The sequence below is a fragment of the Ruegeria sp. CH5 genome (assembly GCF_056537025.1).
Genome location: NZ_JBQFQT010000003.1, coordinates 234,650 through 259,090, shown reverse-complemented (window position 1 = coordinate 259,090; position 24,441 = coordinate 234,650). Strand labels below are relative to the sequence as shown.

General features: G+C 64.2%; 23 protein-coding genes. 7 read left to right on the top strand and 16 right to left on the bottom strand.

Features of this window, described 5'->3' with window-relative positions; translation table 11 throughout:
- Positions 1-48: 48 nt before the first annotated feature.
- Complete coding sequence (thpR, locus tag ACR0JC_RS11570) at positions 49-612, top strand: RNA 2',3'-cyclic phosphodiesterase (RefSeq protein WP_170341906.1); 564 nt, start codon at positions 49-51, stop codon at positions 610-612.
- Here thpR and ACR0JC_RS11565 read toward each other — a convergent pair.
- The 3 genes from ACR0JC_RS11565 to betB all read right to left on the bottom strand — a co-directional run bounded on the left by ACR0JC_RS11565 (position 585) and on the right by betB (position 5,980).
- Complete coding sequence (locus ACR0JC_RS11565; RefSeq protein ID WP_170341904.1) at positions 585-1,943, bottom strand: MmgE/PrpD family protein; 1,359 nt, start codon at positions 1,941-1,943, stop codon at positions 585-587. The two genes, thpR and ACR0JC_RS11565, sit on opposite strands and share 28 nt — an antisense overlap.
- Entirely contained in the window at positions 1,940-4,384 is a 2,445-nt protein-coding gene (locus ACR0JC_RS11560) for a GcvT family protein (RefSeq protein ID WP_170341902.1), read from the bottom strand. The genes ACR0JC_RS11565 and ACR0JC_RS11560 overlap by 4 nt, the downstream gene beginning before the upstream one ends.
- Positions 4,385-4,525: 141 nt before the next feature.
- Positions 4,526-5,980 carry a betaine-aldehyde dehydrogenase gene (betB, locus tag ACR0JC_RS11555; protein WP_170341900.1) on the bottom strand — a complete coding sequence of 485 codons (1,455 nt, stop codon included), beginning with the start codon at positions 5,978-5,980 and terminating at the stop codon, positions 4,526-4,528.
- Positions 5,981-6,166: 186 nt separating this feature from the next.
- Between betB and ACR0JC_RS11550 the strand changes: the two genes are divergently transcribed.
- Complete coding sequence (locus ACR0JC_RS11550) at positions 6,167-6,496, top strand: hypothetical protein (RefSeq protein ID WP_170341898.1); 330 nt, start codon at positions 6,167-6,169, stop codon at positions 6,494-6,496.
- Positions 6,497-6,515: 19 nt separating this feature from the next.
- Here the strand turns inward: ACR0JC_RS11550 and ACR0JC_RS11545 are convergent, their stop codons facing one another.
- Positions 6,516-7,034, bottom strand: coding sequence for a potassium channel family protein (locus ACR0JC_RS11545; RefSeq protein WP_093964086.1), 519 nt, complete (start codon positions 7,032-7,034; stop codon positions 6,516-6,518).
- Between the two features lie 81 nt (positions 7,035-7,115).
- Positions 7,116-8,021, bottom strand: a complete 906-nt coding sequence (gene trhO, locus ACR0JC_RS11540) for an oxygen-dependent tRNA uridine(34) hydroxylase TrhO (RefSeq protein ID WP_170341896.1) — start codon at positions 8,019-8,021, stop codon at positions 7,116-7,118.
- Between the two features lie 96 nt (positions 8,022-8,117).
- On the opposite strand from trhO, the gene pncA reads away from it, so the two are divergent.
- A complete protein-coding gene (gene pncA / locus ACR0JC_RS11535; RefSeq protein ID WP_170341894.1) occupies positions 8,118-8,711 on the top strand; it encodes a bifunctional nicotinamidase/pyrazinamidase in 594 nt (197 codons plus the stop codon).
- Between the two features lie 4 nt (positions 8,712-8,715).
- Here the strand turns inward: pncA and ACR0JC_RS11530 are convergent, their stop codons facing one another.
- The gene (locus ACR0JC_RS11530) at positions 8,716-9,249 is read right to left on the bottom strand and encodes a hypothetical protein (protein ID WP_170341892.1); all 534 of its coding nucleotides are present in this window, start codon (positions 9,247-9,249) and stop codon (positions 8,716-8,718) included.
- Positions 9,250-9,415: 166 nt separating this feature from the next.
- On the opposite strand from ACR0JC_RS11530, the gene pncB reads away from it, so the two are divergent.
- Positions 9,416-10,708, top strand: a complete 1,293-nt coding sequence (pncB, locus tag ACR0JC_RS11525; RefSeq protein WP_170341890.1) for a nicotinate phosphoribosyltransferase — start codon at positions 9,416-9,418, stop codon at positions 10,706-10,708.
- 6 nt (positions 10,709-10,714) lie between these two features.
- Here pncB and ACR0JC_RS11520 read toward each other — a convergent pair whose 3' ends face one another.
- From ACR0JC_RS11520 to ACR0JC_RS11495, 6 genes are read right to left on the bottom strand one after another with little or no spacing between them, the layout of a single operon-like run.
- Positions 10,715-12,160, bottom strand: coding sequence for an aldehyde dehydrogenase family protein (locus ACR0JC_RS11520; protein WP_170341888.1), 1,446 nt, complete (start codon positions 12,158-12,160; stop codon positions 10,715-10,717).
- 34 nt (positions 12,161-12,194) lie between these two features.
- A complete protein-coding gene (locus ACR0JC_RS11515) occupies positions 12,195-13,793 on the bottom strand; it encodes an ABC transporter ATP-binding protein (protein WP_170341886.1) in 1,599 nt (532 codons plus the stop codon).
- Complete coding sequence (locus ACR0JC_RS11510; protein WP_170341884.1) at positions 13,790-14,605, bottom strand: ABC transporter permease; 816 nt, start codon at positions 14,603-14,605, stop codon at positions 13,790-13,792. Before ACR0JC_RS11510 ends, ACR0JC_RS11515 begins: the two co-directional genes overlap by 4 nt.
- Positions 14,602-15,549 (bottom strand): ABC transporter permease, encoded by a 948-nt coding sequence (locus tag ACR0JC_RS11505; protein WP_170341882.1) that lies wholly within the window; start codon positions 15,547-15,549, stop codon positions 14,602-14,604. The genes ACR0JC_RS11510 and ACR0JC_RS11505 overlap by 4 nt, the downstream gene beginning before the upstream one ends.
- 49 nt (positions 15,550-15,598) lie before the next feature.
- Entirely contained in the window at positions 15,599-16,660 is a 1,062-nt protein-coding gene (locus tag ACR0JC_RS11500) for a ligand-gated ion channel (RefSeq protein WP_170341880.1), read from the bottom strand.
- 53 nt (positions 16,661-16,713) lie between these two features.
- Positions 16,714-18,201, bottom strand: coding sequence for an ABC transporter substrate-binding protein (locus ACR0JC_RS11495; RefSeq protein WP_480763947.1), 1,488 nt, complete (start codon positions 18,199-18,201; stop codon positions 16,714-16,716).
- Between the two features lie 171 nt (positions 18,202-18,372).
- On the opposite strand from ACR0JC_RS11495, the gene panB reads away from it, so the two are divergent.
- The 3 genes from panB to glpK all read left to right on the top strand — a co-directional run bounded on the left by panB (position 18,373) and on the right by glpK (position 21,610).
- Positions 18,373-19,212, top strand: coding sequence for a 3-methyl-2-oxobutanoate hydroxymethyltransferase (panB, locus tag ACR0JC_RS11490; RefSeq protein ID WP_170341876.1), 840 nt, complete (start codon positions 18,373-18,375; stop codon positions 19,210-19,212).
- The gene (gene panC, locus ACR0JC_RS11485) at positions 19,209-20,060 is read left to right on the top strand and encodes a pantoate--beta-alanine ligase (protein ID WP_170341874.1); all 852 of its coding nucleotides are present in this window, start codon (positions 19,209-19,211) and stop codon (positions 20,058-20,060) included. The genes panB and panC overlap by 4 nt, the downstream gene beginning before the upstream one ends.
- Before the next feature lie 71 nt (positions 20,061-20,131).
- Positions 20,132-21,610 carry a glycerol kinase GlpK gene (glpK, locus tag ACR0JC_RS11480; protein WP_170341872.1) on the top strand — a complete coding sequence of 493 codons (1,479 nt, stop codon included), beginning with the start codon at positions 20,132-20,134 and terminating at the stop codon, positions 21,608-21,610.
- Between the two features lie 28 nt (positions 21,611-21,638).
- Here glpK and smpB read toward each other — a convergent pair whose 3' ends face one another.
- From smpB to ACR0JC_RS11460, 4 genes are all read right to left on the bottom strand, one after another.
- Positions 21,639-22,121: an SsrA-binding protein SmpB gene (gene smpB / locus ACR0JC_RS11475; RefSeq protein WP_170341870.1), complete on the bottom strand. Its 483-nt coding sequence runs from the start codon at positions 22,119-22,121 to the stop codon at positions 21,639-21,641.
- A gap of 47 nt (positions 22,122-22,168) precedes the next feature.
- Positions 22,169-22,711, bottom strand: coding sequence for an isopentenyl-diphosphate Delta-isomerase (idi, locus tag ACR0JC_RS11470; RefSeq protein ID WP_093964071.1), 543 nt, complete (start codon positions 22,709-22,711; stop codon positions 22,169-22,171).
- A 188-nt stretch (positions 22,712-22,899) separates the two neighbouring features.
- Positions 22,900-23,313, bottom strand: coding sequence for a c-type cytochrome (locus ACR0JC_RS11465; protein WP_170341868.1), 414 nt, complete (start codon positions 23,311-23,313; stop codon positions 22,900-22,902).
- A gap of 112 nt (positions 23,314-23,425) precedes the next feature.
- Positions 23,426-24,439 carry a P1 family peptidase gene (locus ACR0JC_RS11460; RefSeq protein WP_170341866.1) on the bottom strand — a complete coding sequence of 338 codons (1,014 nt, stop codon included), beginning with the start codon at positions 24,437-24,439 and terminating at the stop codon, positions 23,426-23,428.
- Positions 24,440-24,441 lie beyond the last annotated feature (2 nt).

Below are 24,441 nucleotides of genomic sequence, written 5' to 3'. Positions count from 1 at the left end.
CGCCAGACTGCCCGGCAAATTCAACCTTATCCAGATCAGGGGCAACGGATGTCCGAAGCGCTCATTCGATGTTTTGTCGCCATTCCCGTATCTTCCGAAATCGCCCAGATATGCGCCGACGTCGCGCGCGCAGTACATTGCGGTCGAAGTTTGCCTGCTAAAAACCTTCATCTGACGCTGGCTTTCCTGGGCGACCAGACCCGAAACGCCTTGATCGAATTGAATGATCACCTCGAAGCGCTGAAGCGCCCGGCCTTTTCCATCAGACTGTCCGGGCTGGGCAGTTTCGGAAACTCCCTGCACATGGTGGTGGAGCCCGATCCTGAACTCCTGCACCTGCATGAAAGCGTCCTGCAGTGCATTAGGCGGGCCGGGCTGACGCTACAACGCCGCCGCTTTCGACCGCATATCACCATAGTTCGGGGTATTGAATCGTCTCTAAACAAGGCCTTTTTGCATACCCCAGTTCCCCAAGACACCATGGTGGTGACCCAGTTCAACCTCAACTCTTCGACACTTCGGCCGGACGGCGCACGATATGAAACGCTGTCGACCTATCCTCTGCAGTTGCAAGGCTGGTCCGGTCAGGCTGACGACTTGGCCGACCGGTAGAGAGGCTGCACCATGTCACTAAACCGGGTGCCTGGATCGGTAAGGTTCAAAACCGCGCTTCTCAGATTCTTGGCAGCAGACCCTCCGATTTCCGGAGAAGAAAACTCGACAAACTTGTCGATGACGTCCTGTCGCGACATCGGAGACTCAGGCCCTCCCCGGGCATGGATGTCGCCCGAGCGGAAAACGCGACCGTCATGCGTCGTGACCTGAACGTCGGCCCAGCGCCCGGCGGGAAAGCGGGAATTATGGCGGTCCGACTCGGATACGGTGATGCGACTCAGGAAATCGGCGACCATTGGATCGGACAATCCATCGCCGCTGATGTGCTCGACCCCGATCCGCCCGTGTACCGCAAAAGTCGAGACGGCAAATGGCAGCGAGTATTGCGCCTGCGAAGTCGTCTCGGGCATCCCCGAATACAGTTGAACCGCTTCGTGAAAACTGTGGATCTCGACGCGGGCGATCTGGTCATGGGTCAGAGCGTGCCTTGTCATGACCGTGCGCAGCCCGTCGATGGCGGCATGGGCCCAGCGGCAGATCGGATAGGGTTTCACATATTGATGTTCCATCTGCCAAAACGTTCCGAGGTCCTGCCAATAGGGTGCGGCGCGGTCCTCCTCGATGGTGATGGCGGGGGCGCCGGTAAAGCCGCGCTCGGCCAGAATTGCCGCCGACATGCCCACCAGCGCGCCCCAGCCCGACCCGTCATGCAGCATGGTCGGGTTGGCAATCTCGCGCATCATCTGGCTGCGGGGGCCGTGATATTCGGCAATGCCAAGGCCTTGGCGCAACTGGTCCGGTGAATGGCCCCGCAAGCGGGCCGCCATTGCAACCACGCCCAGTGCGTTCCAGGCCCCCGAGGTGTGATAGTCACTGACGGTGGCATGCAGCACGATACCTGCGCGGCCCGCAATTTCGTAGCCGGTGATGACGGCGGCCAGCGCATCGGGTCCGGAAAGATCAGGGCAGTGCTCGGCCAATGCGCACAGCGCGGGCACGACCACCACGCCGATATGCCCTTTGGTCGGGTTGTAACCGTCGTGCCCGTCGAGATTGTCGGTCTGCGTGGCGGCCGCGTAGGCCGCGCCCGCCAGGCTGACCCGGCGCCCGTCGCACAGCATCCGCGCCGAGAACGCAGGATCTGTCGATCCGTACAGCAATGCGGCAGTATCGCGGGCGATCACGCCGGCCTCCATCGGGGTCGATGCGATCACGATGCCCAATGTATCCAGCAGCATCAGGGCCGCCGATTCGCGCGCGCTGTCGGGCATCTGGTCCGCCGGGCGGTTCAGAACAAACTCGGCAACGCGGGCGAAGGTTTCGGTCACCTGGCGCCCTCCATCGCCGGTTTCTGGTCTCGCAGGCGCAGGCCCTTTGGGTCGAAAGGAGGCGCATGCAGGATCCACGCCCTGTGCGGCTTGCCCAGGATGAAGACATGCACCTCGTCACCCGGCTGAGCCACCGCTGGGTTGGCGTATCCGATGGCCAGTGACTTGCCGACCGTATAACCATAGGCGCCCGAGGTGACGCGCCCGACGGGCGTACCATCTGGGGTGAAGATCGGCTCGCCCCCACTGGCATCGGCATCGTGGGTGACATCAACCTCGAAGATCGACAGCACCTCGCGCGCGGGATTGTCCTTGATCGCCAGCCAGGCCGCCTTGTGCAGGAAATCCTTGTCTGGCTTGATCAGCCCATCCAGACCGACTTCATGCGGCCAGTACTCCTGCGAATACTCGCGCCCCCATGAGCCATAGCCTTTTTCGATCCGCAACGCGCCCAGAGCACGGCCGCCGACCGGCCCGCCACCACAGGCGCGGGCAGCGTCCAGAAGCGCTGTATAGAGTCTGATTTGGTCCTCTTCGGCGCAGTGCAGCTCCCACCCCAGATCGCCGGTGAAGCTGACGCGGATGGCAAGGCAGGTGACCCCGGCAACCTCGATCGTGGCCGAGCGCATGAAGCGGAACGCCTCATTCGAGAGGTCGGCGTTGGTCAGCCGTTGCAAGGCCTCGCGCGATTTCGGGCCGGCGATGTTGAAGCCTGCGATGCGGTTTGTGGCAACCTCGAAGGTGGTGCCCTCGGGTAGGTCCACCATGTTGAAGAACCTCTGGTGATAGCGTTCGGCCATGCCCGAGCCGATCATCATGTATTCGTCTTGGGCCGTCTTGGTGATGGTGAAATCGCCCGCCACGCCGCCACGCACGGAAATCAGCGGGGTCAGGCAAGACCGCCCCACCTCGGTCGGCACGCGGTTGGCCACCAGCCGGTCGAGCCAGTCATGCGCGCCCGGCCCCTTGACGACGTAATTGGCAAAGTTCGAAATGTCGATCACGCCCACACTTTCACGCAGCATCCGGGCCTCTTGCCCCACCGGTTCGAACCAGTTCTGGCGGGTGAAGCCGTTGGTTTCGACCATTCCGGGCCGGTCGGCGAACCACAGCGGGTGTTCCCAGCCGCAGTTGAGGCCGAAGACCGCGCCCAACTGTTTCTGCATCTCATAGGCGGGGCGCACGCGGGCGGGGCGGCCGGCGCTGCGTTCCTCGTTCGGGAAATGGATGGCGAAGCGGTGGGAATACTGGTCGGCGACCCGCGCCTTGGTGAAGTTCTTGTCGGCCCAGTCGCCGAACCGCGCCAGATCCCAGGCGAACATGTCGTATTGCGGCTCGCCCTCGATCATCCATTGCGCGGCCAACAGCCCCAGCCCGCCCGATTGCGAGAATCCGGGGATGATGCCGGTGCAGCAGAAATAGTTGCGCAGTTCGGGCACTGGACCCCAGATGGCGTTGGAATCCGGAGACCAGATCATCGGGCCGTTGATCACCCGTTTCACACCTGCGGTCGCGGCCACCGGCACACGTTCGGTCGCGCGGATCACGTTCTCCATGATCCGGTCCAGATCGTCGGGAAACAGGTCATGGGCGAAATCCAGCGGTGTGCCGTCCTCGGCCCAGAAGCGCATGTCCTTCTCATAAGCGCCGATCAGCAGGCCGTTGCCCTCCTGCCGGAAGTAATACTCGCCGTCGCGGTCGGCGATCGAGGGCAGGCGGCGGCCGAGTGCTGCGACCTCGTCAATCGCCTCGGTCACGAAATACTGATGCTCGGTCGGTTGCAGCGGCAGTTCCAGTCCCGCCAGTGCGGCCACCTCACGCCCCCACAACCCGGCTGCGTTGACCACCCATTGCGTGTGGATGTCGCCCTTTTCCGTGCGCACGATCCACGAGCCGTCGGGCTGCTGTTCAGTCCCTATTACGGGGCAAAACCGTTGAATCTCGGCCCCCAGCGCGCGCGCGCCGGCGGCATAGGCATGGGTCACGCCCGAGGGGTCTACGTTGCCGCCATCGGGTTCATACATGATGCAACGGATGTCATCGAACTGCGCCAGCGGGTGCAGCTCCATCGCCTGTTCGCGGCTGATCTCATGGAAATTCAGGCCATAGAATCGCGCCTTGGCCTCTTGCAGGCGCAGCTGGTGTTCGCGCGCCTCGGTCTGGGCCAGATACAGCGAGCCCGGCTGGAACACGCCGCAGCCCTGCCCGGTTTCCTGCTCCAGCTGCTTGTACAGGTTCATCGTGTAGTGCTGGATGCGCGTGACGTTGTTGTTGTCGTGCAGCCCGTGGATATTGGCCGCCGCGTGCCACGTTGAACCGCTGGTCAGCTCGTCCCGTTCCAGCAGGATCACGTCGGTCCAGCCCAGCTTGGCAAGGTGGTAGAGGATCGAACAACCGACAAGGCCCCCTCCGATCACGACGGCCTGTGCATGGGTTCTCATTGGGCTTTTCTCCTGACTGGCGGGGGCGCGTCACCCTCTGCCTCAGAAGTCAGCCACAGTGTGCGGACACCGTATGCTCTGTTCCCGACCCCAAATGTCGGGAACAGGGCAAGTTGGACCGGAATCCCGGTTCGGGATCGTCTAGTAGGGTGCCTCGACGTCGTTCATCGAGACATAGACGGTTTTCATTTCCGAATAGTGGTTGATCGCCAGCTTCGAATTCTCGCGCCCGACGCCCGACATTTTTGACCCGCCGAACGGCGCTTCGACCGGGGCCAGGTTGTAGGTGTTGATGTAGCAGGTGCCCGCCTCGAACTCGGCCACCACGCGATGGGCGCGGGTCAGGTCGTTGGTGAACACGCCGGCGGCCAGGCCGAACTCGGTGGCGTTGGCGCGGGCCATCACCTCGTCCTCGGTCTCGAAATCCAGCACCGACATGACGGGGCCGAAGATCTCCTCGCGGGCAATGGTCATGTCGTCGGTCACGTCGACAAAGACCGTGGGCTGAATGTAGAAGCCCGGGCGATCCAGCCGCGCGCCGCCATGGACCAGCCGTGCGCCCTCGGCCTTGCCCTTCTCGATATAGCCCAGAACGATGTTCATCTGGGCCTCGCTGACCATCGGGCCGAAGTTCACGGCCTCATCCATCGGGTCGCCGATCTTCACCTTGGCAAGGCGTTCGGTCAGGCGGGTCAGGAAGGCCTCTTTGATGCCCTTCTGCACAAAGACCCGCGTGCCGTTGGAACAGACCTGACCGGATGAGTAGAAATTGCCCAAGATCGCGCCCGAGACGGCGTTGTCGATATCGGCGTCGTCGAACACGATCATCGGCGACTTGCCGCCCAGTTCCATCGTGACGTGTTTCATGCCTTCGGCCGCGGCGGCATAGACCTTGCGGCCCGTGGGCACCGAGCCGGTCAGCGATACCTTGGCCACGCGCGGGTCGGTGACCAGCGCGGCGCCCACGTCGCCATAGCCCTGAACCACGTTGTAGATGCCTTTGGGCGCACCGGCCTCGATCAGGATCTCGGCCACTTTCAACGCCGACAAGGGGGTGGTTTCCGAGGGTTTGAACACCATCGCATTGCCGCAGGCCAGCGCCGGAGCGCCCTTCCAGCAGGCGATCTGGGTCGGGTAGTTCCACGCGCCGATGCCGACGCAGACGCCCAGCGCCTCGCGGATGGTATAGACGAAATCGCCGCCGCCCAGCGGGATATGCTCACCGGTCAGTGACCCGGCCAGCCCGCCGAAATATTCCAGCGCATCCGCGCCCGAGGTCGCATCGGCCACCAGCGTTTCCTGCAACGGTTTGCCGGTGTCATGGGTTTCCAGGATCGACAGCTCGCGGTTGCGGTCGCGCAGGATGTCGGCGGCGCGGCGCAGGACGCGGCCGCGCTCGGTCCCGGTCATGGCCGCCCAGGCCTTTTGCGCGCGCTTTGCACTTGTTAGAGCCTGTTCGATGATCTGCGGCGTCGCCGAATGCAGGCGGGCGATGACCTCGCCCGTGGCCGGATAGATCACGTCGATCGGGGTGCCTGCGGTGTCTTCGACATATTCGCCATCAACAAAGTGGCTGGCCTTGGGCTGAACATTCATTGCGGATCCTTTTTTCTCGGGCCCCGGGGAGTCAGGTGCCGGTCGGTTTCATCCGCAGGTAATAATTATTGATTGATCAGTCAATAAAGCGCTGCTTTGGGCGAATTTTTGCCAACAAAAAAGGGACCCTCTTGAAAAAAATGGTTAATGTTCCATTTCTGTTCTGCATGATCGGAGGATCACCAGATGGAACAGTCATTGCGCAAATCCACCCCGATGGGGCCGACCAACGACTACCACATTCTGCCCGTCACAGACCGTCAGATGAACTATGCGCGCGCGATCGCCCAGCAGTCCGCTCTGGAGATCCCGGTCGAGGCGCAGCGCGACCGGCGATCCATGTCCGATTGGATTTCGGCGCACAAGCCGCACGATCCCTCCCCCTTTGCCGACTACCCGACGGGTAAACAGGTGGCCTTTGCCGAGTGGATCTCGCGCACAAAACGCCGCCCGATCCCCAGCGAGTGCTTCCGCGACAAACGTGCGATGTCGCAATGGATTGATCGGAACAAGTGAAGAAATGTGGCCGGCGGGCTCAGGCGTCTTTGTCATGGCGATGACGATGCGACCGACCATACAGCCCCACGGCCGCTGCCACGAACAGGCCCAGTAGAATATAGCCGGTAATCGCCTCAGCCACGGCAAGGGCGCGGCACACACCAACTGGCCGCAAGTCACCAAAACCAACCGTCGTGAAGGTAACATACGAGAAATACAGGACATCCGCCGGACCGCGGGCGCCTTCAACGCACAGATCGTAGTACCCGTATGACCCGTAGACTGCAGCGAACAGAAACGGCACGACCTGGATGAAGGAAATTCCCATCAGCAGCAACTGCCGCTTGGGCGAGCGCACAAGCGCCATGTAGTACCAGGTCTGCGAGAAAAGCCAAATCGCCAACCCGATGGTGGCCGCGGCTCCGATTGTGTCGCCGGCGGCGGATTCGGTCAGGTGTGAAAGAATGTACCAAGCCAGAGCACTGAGCATGACAAGGCCCATCGCTGCGATCAGCGTGGGCTTCCAATCCTGCAATGTGGTTGGATCATGCGCCATCGTCCCCCCTCCCCAAGCACGGGTACCGGCCATATTTTAACGCCGGGCGCATCATCGCAAGCTTTTTTGCGGGATTCGAAGCTATTGTCCGCCGATATGCTCTTCGCCCCGCGCCCGTGCCAGCGTGATCTGTTTCTGCCGTTCGCGGAACCGCGCCTTGTCGGCCTCGGACGTCTCGTGGATGCACTGGTGGCAGGACACGCCATGCTCGTATTCGGGGCGGTCCCCGTCCTGAGGCAGGATCGGGCGGCGGCAGCCATGACACAGCTGGTGCGGCCCCTCGACCAGCCCGTGCCCGACCGAGACGCGATTGTCGAACACGAAGCATTCGCCCTTCCAGGTGCTGTCCTCAGGCGGGACCTCCTCAAGATAGCGCAGGATGCCGCCCTTCAGGTGATAGACATCCTCGACCCCTTGCCCCAGCAAATAGTTGGTGGATTTCTCGCAGCGGATGCCTCCGGTGCAGAACATGGCGACGCGCTTGTTGTGGAATCGGTGCTTGTTCTGCTCCCACCAGGTGGGAAAATCGCGAAAACTGGCCGTTTTAGGGTCGATTGCGCCGTCGAATGTGCCGATCGATACCTCATAGTCGTTGCGCGTGTCGATCACCACCACATCGTCCGAGCGGATCAAGTCGTTCCAGTCCTGCGGCTCGACATAATGGCCGGTGCGGGCGCGCGGATCGACATCCGGCTGGCCCATGGTCACGATCTCTTTCTTCAGGCGCACCTTCATCTTGCCAAAGGGCGGCTGGCTGGCGGTGGCTTCTTTCCATTCCAGATCGGCACAACCCGGCAGCGCCCGGATATGCGCCAGCACCGCGTCGATCCCGGCGCGGGGGCCGGCGATGGTGCCGTTGATGCCTTCATGCGCCAGCAGCAGCGTGCCCTTGACCGACTGCGCGCGGCACAGCTCCCGCAGCGGCGCGCGCAGGGCGTCCGGGTCGGCAAAACGGGTAAAGTGATACAGTGCGGCGATCGTGTACATGGCCGCGATCTAATGCGCGGCCCCCCGCAACGCAAGAGACCGCATTGACGACCCCCGCCCGCCCGCCTACCGATAGGACACGCAAAGGAGGCCGCCATGACCCATGCCCTGATCGTGATCGACGTCCAGAACGACTTCTGCCCCGGCGGTGCGCTGGCGGTTCCCAACGGGGATGAGATCGTCGCCCCGATCAATGCCATGATGCCCGATTTCGATGCGGTGATCCTGACGCAGGACTGGCACCCGGCGGGTCATTCCTCGTTCGCGTCATCCCATCCGGGCAAGGCGCCTTATGACGTGGTCGAGATGCCCTATGGCCCGCAGGTCCTGTGGCCCGACCATTGCGTTCAGGGCACGCCCGGCGCCGAATTCCACCCCGACCTGCGTACCGATGCCGACCTGATCCTGCGCAAGGGCTTCCGCAGCGCGATCGACAGCTATTCGGCCTTCTTCGAAAACGACCGCACCACGCCCACCGGGCTGGAAGGCTATCTGCGCACGCGCGGGATCGACCGGCTGACGCTGGTAGGCTTGGCGACCGATTTCTGCGTGCATTATTCAGCTGTGGATGCGGCCCGGCTGGGCTTTGACGTGACCGTCAGAACCGGCGCTTGCCGCGCAATCGATCTGGATGGATCGCTCGCAGCGGCGGAACAGGCCATGCGCGACACGGGTGTTACGTTGGCCTAGCGGTTCAGGGCGTCGCTCCGGCCGCAGCCAGGTATTTCAGCAGGACGAACACGATCACCGCAAGGCCAAGGGCGAAGCCAATGCGCCCGGGCACGGTTCTTCGGTCAGGTTTTGCGGGCGCAGGTGTGGCCGGCTGCGGGCGGCGCACCGGATCGCGGCGTTTGATGCCGATCCCAGGCTGCGCGCTGCGAACATGGCGCAGAAAGTCGCGCAGATCGAATTCACCGCAATACTGGCCGCGCAATCCCGTGGCCCGAATATTTGCAAACAGCTGGCGCAGGATCTTTTCGCGGGCCGCGGCGTCTTCGGGCGGATAGAAACCACGCGATTCACCACTGCCGTGGCTGTCCAGAATATATCCGGCATCCACGAACACCTGACGCAGCTTCGGTGACGCCCCCCTCAGAGCATCGGCCGTCTTAACGTCGCGAAAACGCGCACAGACCGTTGCGGTTTTCGGCTCGGTCTTAGCCGACGAACCGCAATCGCCCCCATCTTTTGCAATCGTTACAATATCAAAGTCGTAAGCCAGACCCATTCAACCAACTACTACCTTCTCTTACCATCCCACCGTTTAACTAGACCGCGAAAAGAACAGACATTATGCCCGCATTATGGCCTGTCCTTGGCATTGTTACCAAATCCGCGACTCTTGCCATTCACCGCCCCGATTGATCTAACAACGGAAATGGCAGGAGTTCCCCATGGTCGACATCGCGACCCGTGTCTACAATCACAAATGGAAGATCGACCCGATTGTCCGGTCTTTGATCGACACAGACTTCTACAAATTGCTGATGTGCCAGTCAGTGTTTCGAAACCGACCTCAAACAACGGTCGAGTTTTCCTTGATCAACCGGTCGAATCACGTCCCCCTGGCCAATCTGATCGACGAGGGCGAGTTGCGCGAACAGCTGGATCACATCCGCTCGCTCAGCCTCAGCCGGGGTGAAAGCACCTGGCTGAGAGGCAATACATTCTACGGCAAACGCCAGATGTTCCGCCCCGATTTCATGGAATGGTTCGAGAATCTGCGCCTGCCGCCCTATCACCTCGAACGCCGCGGCGATCAGTACGAGCTGACATTCGAAGGCAAATGGCACGAGGTCATGCTGTGGGAAATCCCGGCGCTGGCGGTGCTGATGGAGCTGCGCTCGCGCGCGGTTCTGAACGACATGCGCCGGTTCGAGCTTCAGGTTCTCTATGCCCGCGCCATGACCCGTGTCTGGGAAAAGATCGAAACGCTGCGCGGCATTCCCGGTTTGGGGATCGCAGATTTCGGCACCCGGCGGCGGCATTCCTTCCTGTGGCAGGACTGGTGCGTGCAGGCGATGATCGAAGGGCTGGGCCCGGCGTTTACCGGCACCTCGAACTGCCTGATCGCCATGCGGCGCGAGGTCGAGGCGATCGGCACCAATGCACATGAACTGCCGATGGTCTATTCGGCGCTGGCCGAAACCGACGAAGAACTGGCCCGCGCGCCCTATGACGTGCTGAGCGACTGGCATGACGAACATGACGGCAACCTGCGGATCATCCTGCCCGACACCTATGGCACCAAGGGGTTTCTGGACCGCGCGCCCGACTGGCTGGCCGGATGGACCGGCATCCGCATCGACAGCGGCGATCCGGCCAAGGGCGCCGAGATCGCCATCGACTGGTGGAAATCGCGCGGCGAGGATCCCAGCCAGAAGCGGATCATTTTCTCGGACGGGCTCGATGTGGACAAGATCCGCGAATTGCATGGCCAATTCGCGGGCCGGGTGAAGGTCTCGTTCGGGTGGGGCACGTTGCTGACCAACGATTTCCGCGGTCTGGTGCCCGGGGATGCGCTGGCGCCGTTCTCGCTGGTGTGCAAGGCGGTCTCGGCCAATGGGCGTCCGACGGTGAAACTTTCGGACAACCCCGAAAAGGCGATGGGGCCGAAAGACGAGATCGAGCGCTACAAGCGCGTCTTTGGCGTAGGGGAACAAGAAGCGATCGAAGTGATCGTCTAGCCCGGCTCAGCCGTGATGGGCGGCCACGGTTTTCAACTGGGAAAAACCGTACAGCGCCTCGAACCCCTTTTCGCGGCCATGGCCCGATTTGCCGACCCCGCCGAACGGCAGTTCGACCCCGCCGCCCGCGCCGTAATTGTTGATGAACACCTGCCCCGCGCGCAGCCGTTTGGCCAGCCGCATCTGCCGCGCGCCGTCCCGCGTCCAGACCCCGGCCACCAGCCCATAGTCGGTGCCGTTGGCGATTTGTATGGCCTGTTCCTCGGTGTCGAAAGGGATCAGAACCTGCACCGGGCCAAAGATTTCCTGCTGCGCCAGCGGATGATCGGGCGGCACGTCCCCAAACAGCGTCGGGCGCACATAGGCCCCGCCCGTCGGCGCGTGATCCACGACCCGGCCTTGTGCGGCGACCTCAAGATCGGCCCCCTGCGCCAGAAAGCCGGTTACGATCTGCTTCTGCCGGTCCGAGATCAGCGGCCCGACGCGCAGATCCTCGGTCGCGGGGCCGACGGTCAGGTCGGCATAGGCGGCGGCCATGCGCGCCTTGACCTCGGCATAGACCCCGCGCTGAACCAGAACACGCGACCCGGCCGAGCAGGTCTGACCCGCGTTCTGGATGCCCGCATTCACCAGAAACGGCAGCGCGGCCTGCAAATCGGCATCATCGAACACCAATTGCGGAGATTTCCCGCCCAGTTCCAGCGTCACCGGCACCACGTTGGCCCCGGCCGCCTGCTGCACCAGCGCGCCCGTCGCCACGGACCCGGTGAACGAGATATGATGCACACCCGGATGCGCCGACAGGGCCGCGCCCGCCTCGGCTCCGATGCCGGGAACCACGTTCAGCGCACCGGCGGGCAGCCCCGCCTCGGTGGCCAGATGGGCAAAGGCCAGTGCGGTCAGACAGGCCTCTTCCGCCGGTTTCAGAACGCAGGCATTGCCCATGGCCAGCGCCGCCCCGACCGAGCGGCCGATGATCTGCATCGGGTAGTTCCACGGCACGATGTGGCCGGTCACGCCATGCGGCTCGCGCAGGGTATAGACGGTGTAGCCGTCCAGATAGGGGATGGTCTGACCCATCACCTTGTCCGCCGCACCGCCGTAGAATTCGCAATACCGCGCCAGCGCCAGTGCGTCGGCGCGCGCCTGGGTCAGCGGTTTGCCAACGTCCAACGCTTCGAGCAGCGCAAGCTCTTCGGTCCTGTCCCGCACCAACTGCCCCAGCCGGGTCAGGATGCGGCCCCGCTCCAGCGCGGTCGTCCTGCCCCAGTCACCGTCCAGCGCCGCCTGCGCGGCCTGCACGGCGGCATCGATCTGCGGCGCCCCACCGCGCGCAATCCGGCACAGCGGCGTGCCGTCGGACGGGTTGGTCAGATCAAGCGTGTCGTCGGTTGCTACCCAATCGCCGCCGATCAGGCACAGGGTGGGGTCAAACCAGATGGGATTTAGCATATCTGCCTCCAAAATAGGCTCTAACAATGGGATTTCATGCTGCGCCCTGCCCGATCTCGGGCAATTTCGGCACGGCTTGGATCAGGGATTGCGTATAGGGGTGCTGCGGGTCCGCGAACACGCGCTCGGTCTCGCCCTGCTCGACGATCCGGCCTGCTTGCATCACCATCACCCGGTCGGTGATGGTGCGCACCACGCTCAGGTCATGGCTGATGAACAGGTAGGTCAGGTCATAGGCCGCACACAGCTCGGCCAGCAGGTCGAGGATCTGCGCCCGCACGGACACGTCGAGTGCCGAGACGGCTTCGTCGAACAGGATCAGCTCGGGCCGGATGATCAGGGCGCGGGCGATGGCGATGCGCTGGCGCTGCCCGCCCGAGAATTCGTGGATGTATTTCCCCGCATCGTCCGGCGAGAGGCCTACGGCGGTCAGCATCTCGGCGATCCGATGCTGCCGTTCGGACCCGGTGGGCGGCGTTCCCAGCAGGTGAAAAGGCTCGGTGATCAGGCGGGCGACACGGTGGCGGGGGTTGAAGCTGCCGAACGGGTCCTGGAACACCACCTGCATCTTGCGGCGCACGGCCAGATTGGGTTTGCGACCGGTGAACACTGGCAGGCCGCCCAGCAGGATCTGCCCGCCCTGAACCTCCTCAAGCCCCAAAACAGCCCGTGTCAGGGTCGATTTTCCGCAGCCGGACTCGCCCACAAGTCCAAGGCGTTCGCCCCGGTTCAGCGTGAAACTGACGTGATCCACGGCCCGGTGATGACCCGGCTTTTCGAACAGCCGCGTGCGCGGCAGGCGATAGTCGCGCACCACGTTGCGGACCTCGAGCAACGGCGCGGGTGCGGGCTGTGCAGGCAATGCGACTCGGTGGCCCGAGGCCTGAAACAGCATCCGCGTATAGGGATGCTGCATGTGGCGCAGCAGGTGGTCGGTGGCCCCGGTTTCGACCACCCGCCCCTTCTGCATCACCACGATCCGGTCGGCCATGCCCGCCACCACCGCCAGATCGTGGGTAATCATCAGCAGGCCCATGCCGTATTCCGTGACCAGCCCTCGCAGCAGATCGAGGATTTGCGCCTGCGTGGTCACGTCCAGCGCCGTCGTCGGCTCGTCCGCGATCAGCAGCCGGGGGCGCAGGGCGATGGCCATGGCGATCACCACCCGCTGCCGCTGCCCGCCCGACAGTTCGTGCGGATAGCGCGACAGGGGAAAGCGATCAGGCGGAAGGCCGACGCGGGTCAGAACCTCTTGGGCGCGCGCGCGGGCGGCGTCGGCGGGCATGGCCTTGTGGATCAGGATGGTCTCCATCACCTGATCACCGATGGTCTTCACCGGATTGAGCGCCGTCATCGGCTCTTGGAACACCATCCCGACGGCCGCGCCGCGCAGGGCGCACATTTCCGCCTCGGGGCTGTTCAGAACCTCGTGCCCGTTCAGGCGGACCGAGCCGCCGGCCACCGCCCCTGCGGGCAGCAACTGCATCACCGCCAGCGCGGTCATCGACTTGCCCGAGCCGCTCTCACCGGTGACGGCCACGATCTGCCCGGGGTCGATGGACAGGCTGACCTGGTCCAGAACGGGGACCCCGTGGATCGACAGCGACAGGTTATGGATTTCCAGCAGGCTCATGCGCGGGCCACCCGAATTCGGGGATCCAGCCAATCGCGCAACCCGTCGCCCAGCAGGTTCAGCCCCAGCACCGTCACGATGATCGCCAGCCCCGGAATCAGAGCCAAATGCGGGGCAAAACTGACCATCGTCTGCGCATCCGCCAGCATCCGACCCCAGCTGGGCGTGGGTGGCTGCGCACCGAGGCCGACATAGGACAGCCCCGCCTCGGCCAGAATGCCCAGGCTGAACTGGATGGTGCCCTGCACGATCAGCAGATTGGCGACGTTGGGCAGGATGTGCTCGGCCGAGATGCGCGCCGCGCCCTTGCCCGCCACGCGGGCCGCCAGGATGAACTCGCGCTCCCACAGGGACAGCGCCGCGCCGCGGGTGATGCGGGCAAACACGGGGATGTTGAAGATGCCGATGGCGATGATCGCGTTCACCGCACCAGGGCCGAAAACGGCGGTGATCAGGATGGCGATGACCAGCGAGGGGAAGGCAAAGACCAGATCGTTGCCACGCATGATCAGTTCGTCCAGCCACGACCCCTTGCGCGCCGCGGCCGTCAGCCCCAGCGGCACGCCCAGCGCCATGCCGATGCCCACCGCCACCAGCGCCACCGCGATCGAGGTGCGCGCGCCGACCATGATCATCGAGAATATATCGCGCCCGAAATGATCGGTACCGAACCAGTGCTGCGCATTGGGCGGCTGCAGCTTGTCTGGGATGTTCAGGGCGGCGTGGTCATAGGGTGTCCAGACGAAGGACAGAAGGGCCATCAGCACCACCACCGAGGACAGCGCCGCCCCCAGGATCAAAGACCGGCTCATGTGCGGCTCCGCAACCGGGGATCGACCGCGGCATAGGCCAGGTCGACCAGGAAGTTCACCGTGATGACCGCAAAGACCAGCAGCATCACCACCGACTCCACCACGATCAGATCCCGCGCCGAGATCGCCTGGAACACCAGCCGCCCCAGCCCGGGCAGGTAGAAGACCTGCTCGATGATGATCGACCCAGCCAGCAGGAACGAGAACTGCAGCCCGATGATGGTCAGCACCGGGATCAGCGCGTTGCGCACCCCGTGCCGCCACAGCGCCTGACGGCGCGACAGGCCCTTGGCGCGGGCGGTCCGCATGAAATCCTCGCCCAGAATGTCCAGCAGCGCCGAGCGCATGACCCGCGCCAATATCGCCGCCTGCGGCAGGGCCAGCGCGATGGCCGGCAGGGTCAGCGAATGCAGCCCGGCCCACAGGCCCTTGTCCCACCCCGCGAACCCGCCCGCGTTGAACCAGCGCAGATTGATGGCGAAGATCAGCACCAGCATCATCGCGAACCAGAAATTCGGCACCGCGATGCCCAGCTGCGTGGCCCCCATCACCGCCAGATCGCCCGGTTTCCCCCGGCGCGCGGCGGCATAGATACCGACCGGAAAGGCGATCAGCGTCGACAGTGTCAGCGCATAGAGCGCCAGCGGCAGCGACACCCACAGCCGGTCGGTCACCATCTGCGCCACCGGCGTGCGATAGGTGTACGAGGTGCCGAAATCTCCGGCCAGCATGCCGCTGACCCAATTCAGATAGCGCTGCGGCCGCGACACGTCCAAGCCCAGCTCGGCGCGCAGGGCGGCCAGCGTTTCGGGCTGGGCGTTCACCCCCAGCATGAACGAGGCCGGATCCCCCGGTGCCACCTCGATCACCGCGAAGATGACCACCGAAGCGACGGCCAGGCTGAGTGCCAGCGAAATCAGACGTTTGAGCGCATATCGGAGCATTGCCGCCACGTTAGGCCGGGATTGGCCGCCGGTCCAGCGGCACAGCGCGTCAGGACTGCATCAGAAACGCCCAGACCGCGTAGCCCACGATCGCGGCATAGCCCAGCGGATAGATCCACTTGATCGCGTAGTTGTCCAGCTTGCGCGCCGTGTCCTCGCGCCCCGAGACTTTGAGCCGCCGCAGCATCACGTTGAACACCACCAGCGCCCCGGTCATCAGGAACATGCATTGCAGGATGAAATCCAGAAAGGTCAGATAGCCCAGCTTGGGCAGATCGGCCGAGATCGCCCAGTTGAAGGCGACAAAGACCAGCAGGTTGGCCCCGGCGATGTCGATCCGCTTGCGGTATTCGTCCAGAAAGAACAGCGCCCAGCCGACCAGAACCAGCACCAGCATCGGCAGGAACACCCGAATGACATAATAGGTCAGGTGGCGCTTGCCCTGAAAGACCAGCGACACCTGATCGCTTTCATTGCCCGACAGGCCGGTCGTGGTCGAGGCCAGCATACGGGCATTGCCCAGAATCCACTCCTCTTCGCCCAGCGTGTCGCCCAGCCCCGAAAACTGGTCAAGCGCGTAGTAATGCACGAAGTCGGACGGAAAGACCGAGACGACCTCGAAATGGAACTCCTGCGTGTCGAAGGGGAACCTGAGGAAGTTGAAATGCGGCGCCTGCAGCGTCAGCGAGGATTTCTCGACAAACGTCACATGCCCATCATAGCGCAGGGCGGCCGCGGATTCGTGCACCCAGCGGTTGGATTGCTGGTTGTGGATGACGAAGGCCGGAACCACCGCATCCCGTGTGGCTGCATGCCGCACGAAGGCCGGCGGATCGAACACGCGGAAATCGCGGCCCAGCTCATCCGGATCGAACGCCAGGGCCGGATCGCTCCATTCAAACCGCAGCACGACCACGGCGCCATAGTTCTCGGCCTTCTGATCGACCGAGGTGATCTGGTCGATCTTGATGCCGACGCCGACCTCGACCGGGTTCTCCGGGGTGCCCAACAGCGCGCTGTGGCCATCCTGAAACAACCCTTGCGCACCCAAAGGCACCGACAGGGTCAGGGCGACCATGAAGAAAAACACCGAAACCAGGCAACGTGTCATCTGAAACAGACCCTAATATGGGGAAACAGGCCCGCCGGGCGGACCCGTAAGGCTCATTCCGCCCAGCTGATCGCGGTCAGGTCGATGGCCGCCGTGGGCGCGTTTTCCCACAGGCCCTGAACCCCGGCCTTGGCCACGCCCAGTTTGGCAAGTTGGAACAGATAGGCGTTGACGTAATCCTCGGCGATCATGCGCTGCGCCTCACCCATAAGGCGGGTGCGTTCATCGGGGTCGGTGGTGGCGTTCAGCGTCGCCATCAGGGCCTGGAAGTCCGGGTTGTCATATTGGAAGTAGTAATCCGGCCGGGCATAGATGCCGATGTCCATCGGCTCGGTATGGCTGACGATGGTCAGGGCGAAATCCTTGCCCTTGAACACGGTTTCCAGCCACTGCGCCCATTCCACGTTGATGATCTCGGCCTTGATGCCGACCTCGGCCAGCTGCGCGGCCACGATCTCGCCCCCGCGGCGGGCGTAGGAGGGCGGCGGCAGGTGCAGCGTGGTTTCGAACCCGTCAGCAAACCCGGCCTCGGCCAGCAGGGCGCGGGCCTTGTCCGGGTCATGCGCGGACTGGCCGGTCAGATCGACATAGGCCGGGTTGTGCGGCGCGAAATGCGTGCCGATCGGCGTGCCATAACCGAACATCGCGCCGTCGATGATCGCCTGGCGGTCGATCGCATGGGCCAGCGCCTGCCGCACCCGCACATCGTCGAAGGGCGGCTTCTTGTTGTTGGTCGCCAGAATGGTCTCGCCCTCGGTCGAGCCGACAAGCACCTGGAACCGCGGGTCGGCCTCGAATTGCGGCAGGTTCTCGGGGGCGGGGAAATTGTCGAACACGTCCACATCCTCGGCCATCATCGCGGCAAAGGCGGCGGTGGGGTCCGAGATGAACTTGAACGTGGCCTTCTCCAGCGCGGGTTGATCGCCCCAGTAATCGGGGTTGCGCTCCAACGTGATGCGGTCGCCCTGGGCCCATTCGGCGAACTTGTAGGCGCCGGTGCCGACCGGGTTGGTCTTGATGCCCTCGATGCTTTCGGGTGCCACGATCACCGCGTCGCCCCAGGCCAGGTTGAACAGGAAATTGCCGTTGGGTTCCGCCAGAGTGATTCTGACGGTCAGCGGGTCCACGACCTCGACGGTTTCGATCCCGGCGAACAGGGCCTTCTGCGCATTGGCGCTGTCCTCGGCGGTGGCGCGGTCGAGGCTGAACTTCACGTCCTCGGCATCCATCGTGGTGCCATCGTGGAACGTGACGCCATCGTGCAACGTAAAGGTATAGACGGTGCCGTCCTCGGAAATCTCCCAGCTTTCGGCCAGCCCCGGCACGACCAAGCCATCGCCCATGAACCGGGTCAGCCCTTCGAACACGTTGGTGTAGACCACCGAATCGATGGCTTGCGCGGCGGCGCTGGTCGGGTCCAGATGCGGCGGCTCCAGCTGCATTGCGATGGTGATGTCCGACCGGGCCATGGCCTGCGAGGCGAGCAGCCCCACGCCCAGCGCCATGGCGCCGGCAAAGGTGCGAAAGAACGGCTTGGTCATGTAAATTCCCTCCCAGAATGTGCGGATGGGCGGCGGATGACGCGGCCCTGACGGAATCAATGTCCCTGCAAACCTTGGGTCATTCAAGGAAATGTTCGCGCAACCGGGGTTTCTCTGGCCCCTGCCGATCTGCTATGCCGCGCTGCAACATGAACCCCGCGAGGAGCGAGCATGAGCGCCACCGCCCGCAAGAAAGCCCCGAATGCCGAGGATATCCGCGCCCGCAAAGGGGGCGATCCGCTGGTCAGCCTGACCGCCTATACCACGCCGATGGCCCGGCTGATGGACCCCCATTGCGACTTCGTCCTGGTGGGCGACAGCGTCGGCATGGTGCTGCACGGGCTGAGCTCGACCCTGGGCGTGACGATGGAGATGATGATCCTGCACGGGCAGGCCGTGGCGCGCGGGCTGGAGACGGCGATGATGGTCATCGACATGCCCTTTGCCAGCTATGAAGAAAGCCCCGAGCAGGCCTTCCGCAACGCATCCCGGCTGATGGCCGAGACCGGCGCCGCCGCGGTCAAGCTGGAAGGCGGGGTCGAGATGGCCGAGACGATCCGCTTTCTGGTCAAGCGCGGCATCCCGGTGATGGCGCATGTGGGTCTGACGCCGCAATCGATCAACACGCTGGGCGGCTACAAGGTGCAGGGCCGCGACGAACAGGCCGAGACGGTGCTGGCCGACGCCCGCGCCGTGGCCGAGGCCGGGGCGTTTTCGGTCGTGCTCGAGAAGGTTCCGCAGGGTCTGGCCGACCGGATCACCGCCGAGCTGCCCATCCCCACCATCGGCATTGGAGCCTCGGCCGGCTGTGACGGTCAGATCCTGGTGGTTGACGACATGTTGGGCTTTTTCACGGCCTTCAAACCGAAATTCGTCAAACGCTATGCCGATCTGGGCCCGCTGGCCGAGGCCGCCATCGCCGAATACGCCGCCGAGGTGCGCGCCCGCACCTTCCCCGCGGCCGAACATGTGTTTGCCGATCAGGCCCCTGCCAAGGGGGGCAAGGCATGACCGCGCCCATCCTGCGCACCCTTTCGGAGCTGCGCGCCAAGACCCGGGCCTGGCGCCGGGCGGGCCAGACCATCGGCGTAGTGCCCACCATGGGCGCGCTGCATCAGGGGCACCTGTCGCTGGCACAGGCGGCGCGGGCCGATTGCGACCGGGTGATCGTGACGATCTTCGTCAATCCCAAGCAGTTCAACAACCCCGAGGATCTGGCCAAGTACCCGCGCACCGAGCAGGACGACGCGGCCAAGCTGGCGCCGCTGGGGGTCGATGCGATCTATGTCCCCGACCCGGACCAGATCTATCCGGACGGGTTCGTCACCACCGTGTCCGTCGCCGGCCTGACCGACGTAATGGAGGGCGAATTCCGCCCCGGACATTTCGACGGCGTGGCAACCGTCGTGGCAAAACTGTTCCTGCAGACGCAGGCAGACAGGGCCTATTTCGGGGAAAAGGACTATCAGCAGTTGATGGTCGTGCAGCGCATGGCCCGCGATCTGGACATCCCGACCGAGGTGATCGGCTGCCCCACCGTGCGCGAGCCCTCGGGGCTGGCGATGTCCTCGCGCAATCTGCGCCTGTCGGACCAGGGGCTGGCGACCGGGGCGCGGATGCATGCGGTGATGCAGGACATGGCCGGGCAGTTGGCGCAGGGCGCCGCGTTCGCCGGTCTGGTGGGGCCGGCCCGCGACACGCTGCTGGCGGCGGGCTTTTCCGAGGTGGAATATATCGACCTGCGCTGCGCCGAAACGCTTGCGCCGCTGACCGCCGCCACCCGCCCCGCGCGCCTGTTCGCCACCGCCTGGCTGGAAGGCGTGCGCCTGATCGACAATATCCACGTGCCGTTGGCCTGAAACTGGGGTCTGGAACGGCCCCGACCAATCGCCTAATGTCCCCTGAAAATGACGACCGGGGGAGCACGGGCATGACCTATATTCTGGCAATCGATCAGGGCACCACGTCCTCGCGCGCGATCCTGTTCGACGCGCAGATGCAGCGCGTGGGCACCGCACAGCAGGAATTCACCCAGTATTTCCCGCAGGAAGGCTGGGTCGAGCACGACCCCGAGGAAATCTGGGACAGCGTCCTGAACGTATGCCGGCAGGTGATGGACAAGGTGGGCGCCTCGGCCGAACAGATCGCCGGGATAGGCATCACCAACCAGCGCGAAACCACCGTGGTCTGGGACAAGACGACCGGCAAGGCCATCCACAACGCCATCGTCTGGCAGGACCGCCGCACCGCCGAAATCTGCCAGCGGTTCCGCGACGCGGGCTGCGAGGATGACGTGACCGCCCAGACCGGCCTGCTGCTCGACCCGTATTTCTCGGGTACCAAGGTCAAGTGGATACTGGACACCGTACCCGGCGCGCGCGACCGGGCCGAGGCGGGCGAGCTGCTGTTCGGCACCATCGACAGCTTCCTGATCTGGCGCCTGACCGAGGGCCGCGTCCACGCCACCGACGCCACCAACGCCGCACGCACCCTGCTGTTCGACATCCACAAGGGCAACTGGAGCGCCGAGATCTGCGATCTGCTGGACGTGCCGCTGTCGATGCTGCCCGAGGTGCGCGACTGCGCGGCCGATTTCGGCCAGACCGGCCTGTTCGGCGGAGCAATCCCGATTCTGGGCGTGGCCGGCGACCAGCAGGCGGCCACGATCGGGCAGGCCTGTTTCCAGCCGGGGATGATGAAATCCACCTATGGCACGGGCTGTTTTGCGCTGCTGAACACCGGCACGCAGCCGGTGGAGTCGAAAAACCGCCTGCTGACCACCATCGCCTATCAGCTGGACGGTCAGCGGACCTATGCGCTGGAAGGCTCGATCTTCATCGCGGGCGCGGCGGTGCAGTGGCTGCGCGACGCGCTGCGGATCATCGACTCGGCCCCGCAAAGCGGCGAACTGGCCGCGCAGGCCGACCCCAACCAGCATGTGGTTCTGGTGCCCGCCTTCACCGGGCTGGGCGCGCCCTATTGGAAGCCCGACTGCCGCGGCGCCATGTTCGGTCTGACCCGCAACTCGGGCCGGGCCGAGATCGCACGGGCCACGCTGGAGAGCATCGCTTTCCAGACCCGCGACCTCTGGCACGCGATGCAGGGCGACTGGGGCGCCGAGGCCGACGTGATCCTGCGGGTCGATGGCGGGATGAGCGCGTCCGACTGGGCGATGCAGGGTCTGTCGGACATTCTGGGCGCGCCGGTCGACCGGCCGGTGATGCAGGAAACCACGGCGCTGGGCGCGGCCTGGCTGGCCGGGATGAAGGCCGGGGTCTATCCCGATCAGGCGGGATTCGCCGACACCTGGGCGCTGGACCAGCGGTTCGAACCGATCCTGCCAGAGGCTGACCGCGAGGCGGCCTATGCGCGCTGGAAACGGGCGGTGCAGGCCACCATGGCGTTCTGATCCACTCTGACCCGCGGCGCAGCCCGGGTCAGCCGTGATCCTTCAGCAGGCGCTGTTTCTGGCGCGACCAGTCGCGCTTGGCCTGGGTTTCGCGCTTGTCGTGGTTTTTCTTGCCCTTGGCGATGCCGATCTTCAGCTTGGCCCGGCCCTTGTGGTTGAAATACAGCACCAGCGGCACCAGGGTCATGCCCTTGCGCTGCGTGGCGGCCCACAGGTTCGACAGCTCTTTGCGGGACACCAGCAGCTTGCGCCGGCGGCGCTCGTCATGCTTGAACACCTTGGCCTGCTCGTAGGGTGCGATGTAGCTGTTGATCAGCCACAGTTCGCCATCCTCGACCGCGGCATAGCTTTCGGCGATGTTGGCCCCACCCGCGCGCAGAGACTTGACCTCGGACCCTTCCAGCACGATGCCGCACTCGAGATCCTCTTCGATCGCGTAATCGAAGCGGGCCCGCCGATTTTCGGCGATCACCTTGTAGTTGGGGTCTGTCTTCTGCTTCTGCTTGGCCATGACGCCGTGATGTATGCGGCTTCGTCAGCCCTTGCAAGATGGGCGCGTCAGGATTTGGCCGAGATGATCAGGTCGGGGCCAAAGATCGTGTCGGCGTGGTTGTGCAGATAGATCTTGAGCCACGGCGTGAACCGTTCGGGATGACGGCGCACTTCGGCCAGCAGATCGTGGTAGTCGATCCAGCGGATCTCCATCACTTCGTCGGGGTTGGGCTCGATCTTCAGGGGTCCGCGCACATGCGCCAGGAACACGTCCACGACCTCGTTCTCGACCATCCCGTTGCCGACATCCGCATGATATTCCAGCCGGTGCCGGTATTCCGGATACAGGCCGGTGATGCCCAACTCCTCGCGCAGGCGGCGCACGGCGCAGTCCGAGGAGTTCTCGTCCCAGTCGGGATGGGTGCAACAGGTGTTCGCCCACAGGCCGGGCGTGTGATACTTGCCCAGCGCGCGGCGCTGCATCAGAATCTCAGTGCCCCGCACGACGAAGACCGAGACCGCCTTGTGCTTGAGCCCCTTTTCGTGGGCTTCCAGCTTGTCCACGGGTGTCAGCTCGCCATGAACCCAAGCCGGGATCATGATTCCCATCTGTCCTCTCCTGATATGACTGCGTCGGTATGGCGGCATCGGCGACTGGGCGCGATGCGCTGGCGGGTTGGGCGCAGTGTTTTTTGGTCTGCGACAAAACTGGCGATGATCGACGCTTCAATCAAGCGCAAGAAAGGCCGCAGGGCTGCGGCCTTTTGTACTTGTTCCGATTTTTCAGCAAGTGCGGCTTATTCGGCCGAAACGCTCTGCAGATAGGCAAAGACGTCCTCGCCACCCTTTTTCAGCTTGAAGGTCATCTTCGACTTGGCCGATGTTTCACCCAGGTAGTCTTTCAGGAACGCCTTGGGGTCTTGAACATAGGCGACGAAGCTTTCCTCGTCCCAGACCAGACCTTTTTCGCCGGCCGCAACCAGGCTGTCACCGTATTTGAAGCCTTCCTCTGCACCAGCCGCGCGGCCAGCGATACCGTACAGGTTCGGCCCGGTCTTGCCGCCCTTGACGATGGCTTCGCCGTCGGGCGTTGCGATCATGTGGCAAGACTTGCACTTGTTGAAGGTCTTGGCACCGGCTTCGGCGTCGCCTTCGGCCAGGGCCGGCACAGCCAGCAGGCCGACGATGGCAGTCGCGATGATACGTTTCATTGGCGTTGCTCCGATATGAATTGGCTGCCCTTTAACCAGTATCAAACGCGCGCAGAGTCAATGCGCAATTTGACGCGCGGCGGCGACCTGACGCAGCCAAAAAGGTATATTTTCAAGGCGTATTTTGCAGATCTGACCAGCACGGCAACAGGTCGCCCGGCGCCGGTTTCGCATGGAATACCGCGCGTGCGATGGCGCGGGCCAGGCACAGGGCGGCGGCGTGGCCCAGCAGGGCCAGATCGGCCTCGGCCGAAGGGGTTCGCCCCGTGCTGACGCCGAACACGAGGTCACCGTCGCCCGGTGTGTGGGCGGGCAGGATGGCGCGGGCGATCCCGTCATGGGCGGCAACCGCCATGCGCTGGCATTGCGGTTTGGTCAGGGCCGCATCGGTGGCGACGATCGCGATGGTCGTGTTGGCCTTGTCGGGCGGAGGATGGCCCATTGCCCGGGCCTTGCGGCTGGGCGCGGGGTCCCCCAGACCGGACGCCGCATCCGGCCCCAGCCCGCCGAACTCGGCCCCGATCTCGAACGGGGCGGCCCAGAAATGCCGGTCGCCCGGGGTGGTGACACTGCCCAGCGGGTTGGCCGCAACCAGCGCACCCACAGTCACGCCACCCGGCAAAATCGCCGAGGCGGAGCCCAGCCCACCCTTGCACATGGCCGTCAGCGCGCCGGTTCCGGCCCCGGCGCTGCCCAGATCGAACGTCTCCGCCGCGGCGTCGAATGCGGCCCGGCCCAAGGCGCGGTACGGGTTTTCAACCCACGCCTTGTCGCCGCCGTTCAGCAGGTCAAACAGAATCGCCCCGGGTACGATCGGCACCACGGCTGACCCCACCTGAAACCCGCGACCCTGTGCATGCAGCGCGTCCATCACACCAGAACAGGCATCCAGCCCGAAGGCCGAGCCACCTGAAAGCACGATCGCATCCACCCGGTCAACGGTCTTGTCGACCGCCAGAAGATCGGTCTCACGCGTGCCGGGGGCGCCCCCCATCACATGCACCGAGGCCCGCAGCGATTGATCTCCGGTCAGGACGGTGACGCCGGATTTCAGGGCCGCGTCCTGTGCGTTGCCCACCAGCAGGCCGGGCACGTCGGTGATCAGGTTTCTGGATCCGGGGGTCATTG

Excerpts from the sequence above, each read along its gene's own strand:
- ACR0JC_RS11520 (WP_170341888.1), bottom strand. The coding sequence starts at position 12,160 with ATGCTAAATCCCATCTGGTTTGACCCCACCCTGTGCCTGATCGGCGGC.
- ACR0JC_RS11515 (WP_170341886.1), bottom strand. The coding sequence starts at position 13,793 with ATGAGCCTGCTGGAAATCCATAACCTGTCGCTGTCGATCCACGGGGTC.
- ACR0JC_RS11465 (WP_170341868.1), bottom strand. The coding sequence starts at position 23,313 with ATGAAACGTATCATCGCGACTGCCATCGTCGGCCTGCTGGCTGTGCCG.
- betB (WP_170341900.1), bottom strand. The coding sequence starts at position 5,980 with ATGAATGTTCAGCCCAAGGCCAGCCACTTTGTTGATGGCGAATATGTC.
- ACR0JC_RS11510 (WP_170341884.1), bottom strand. The coding sequence starts at position 14,605 with ATGAGCCGGTCTTTGATCCTGGGGGCGGCGCTGTCCTCGGTGGTGGTG.
- glpK (WP_170341872.1), top strand. The coding sequence starts at position 20,132 with ATGACCTATATTCTGGCAATCGATCAGGGCACCACGTCCTCGCGCGCG.
- panC (WP_170341874.1), top strand. The coding sequence starts at position 19,209 with ATGACCGCGCCCATCCTGCGCACCCTTTCGGAGCTGCGCGCCAAGACC.
- ACR0JC_RS11530 (WP_170341892.1), bottom strand. The coding sequence starts at position 9,249 with ATGGGTCTGGCTTACGACTTTGATATTGTAACGATTGCAAAAGATGGG.
- thpR (WP_170341906.1), top strand. The coding sequence starts at position 49 with ATGTCCGAAGCGCTCATTCGATGTTTTGTCGCCATTCCCGTATCTTCC.
- idi (WP_093964071.1), bottom strand. The coding sequence starts at position 22,711 with ATGGGAATCATGATCCCGGCTTGGGTTCATGGCGAGCTGACACCCGTG.
- smpB (WP_170341870.1), bottom strand. The coding sequence starts at position 22,121 with ATGGCCAAGCAGAAGCAGAAGACAGACCCCAACTACAAGGTGATCGCC.
- trhO (WP_170341896.1), bottom strand. The coding sequence starts at position 8,021 with ATGTACACGATCGCCGCACTGTATCACTTTACCCGTTTTGCCGACCCG.
- ACR0JC_RS11545 (WP_093964086.1), bottom strand. The coding sequence starts at position 7,034 with ATGGCGCATGATCCAACCACATTGCAGGATTGGAAGCCCACGCTGATC.
- ACR0JC_RS11460 (WP_170341866.1), bottom strand. The coding sequence starts at position 24,439 with ATGACCCCCGGATCCAGAAACCTGATCACCGACGTGCCCGGCCTGCTG.
- pncB (WP_170341890.1), top strand. The coding sequence starts at position 9,416 with ATGGTCGACATCGCGACCCGTGTCTACAATCACAAATGGAAGATCGAC.
- pncA (WP_170341894.1), top strand. The coding sequence starts at position 8,118 with ATGACCCATGCCCTGATCGTGATCGACGTCCAGAACGACTTCTGCCCC.
- ACR0JC_RS11550 (WP_170341898.1), top strand. The coding sequence starts at position 6,167 with ATGGAACAGTCATTGCGCAAATCCACCCCGATGGGGCCGACCAACGAC.
- ACR0JC_RS11500 (WP_170341880.1), bottom strand. The coding sequence starts at position 16,660 with ATGACACGTTGCCTGGTTTCGGTGTTTTTCTTCATGGTCGCCCTGACC.
- ACR0JC_RS11495 (WP_480763947.1), bottom strand. The coding sequence starts at position 18,201 with ATGACCAAGCCGTTCTTTCGCACCTTTGCCGGCGCCATGGCGCTGGGC.
- ACR0JC_RS11560 (WP_170341902.1), bottom strand. The coding sequence starts at position 4,384 with ATGAGAACCCATGCACAGGCCGTCGTGATCGGAGGGGGCCTTGTCGGT.
- panB (WP_170341876.1), top strand. The coding sequence starts at position 18,373 with ATGAGCGCCACCGCCCGCAAGAAAGCCCCGAATGCCGAGGATATCCGC.
- ACR0JC_RS11505 (WP_170341882.1), bottom strand. The coding sequence starts at position 15,549 with ATGCTCCGATATGCGCTCAAACGTCTGATTTCGCTGGCACTCAGCCTG.